Annotated in this window: 1 protein-coding gene; it reads right to left on the reverse strand. The window is 35.8% G+C overall.

Annotated features, from left to right (window positions below; genetic code table 11):
- Positions 1-406: glycosyltransferase family 117 protein (locus AC1DPZ_RS28585; RefSeq protein WP_477409912.1), on the reverse strand; the 406-nt coding region annotated here is incomplete at its 3' end.
- Between the last annotated feature and the right edge of the window lie 244 nt (positions 407-650).

Genomic DNA, 650 nt, shown 5'->3' on the forward strand with positions numbered 1-650 from the left:
CGGTATAAGTAAATGCCAGTGCACCTACAAGCCCCGCTCCCATGATCAGGATAAGGTTTGTTTGGTCAACCACATCATCGCGCTTGTTCAATAGTAACTTTTTTGCCAATGCGGTAATTGTCCAAAACAAAAACATAATGGTAGCGCCACTTGCAATTGCCGAACCCATATTGGTAAAATAAGGAACTTTAGTATTATCGCCCATTGAAAGAAGGGAAAATAACTTGCCCAGCATGGCAAATACCGGGTATCCGGGCTGATGGGCTACCTGTAAGCGGTAAGCGCATGAAATAAATTCACCGCAATCCCAAAAACTTACGGAAGGTTCTAATGTTAAGATGTAGGTTACAGAAGCTATAACAAAGCAAAGCCAGCCTAAAAGATTATTGATTTTTTTGTACTGCATTTAATATATATGGTATATGGTTTTATCGCGCGCAAATATCATGATTTTTATAGCTTATTTAAAAAAAACCGCTTGATGATGTCAAATTTAACAATTATTAACTTTTTTGGACTGAAGATTTACCGAGCAGAGAGCGGTAAGGATGAATGAGTTTTATTTTAAAAGACTATAAGAAAATAACTGAGGTTTAGCCTCATTCCAAAATCTGTTAAAAATGATATTTTTATCTTACAATAAATAATAC

This window comes from Mucilaginibacter sp. P4_G9 (assembly GCF_056400985.1).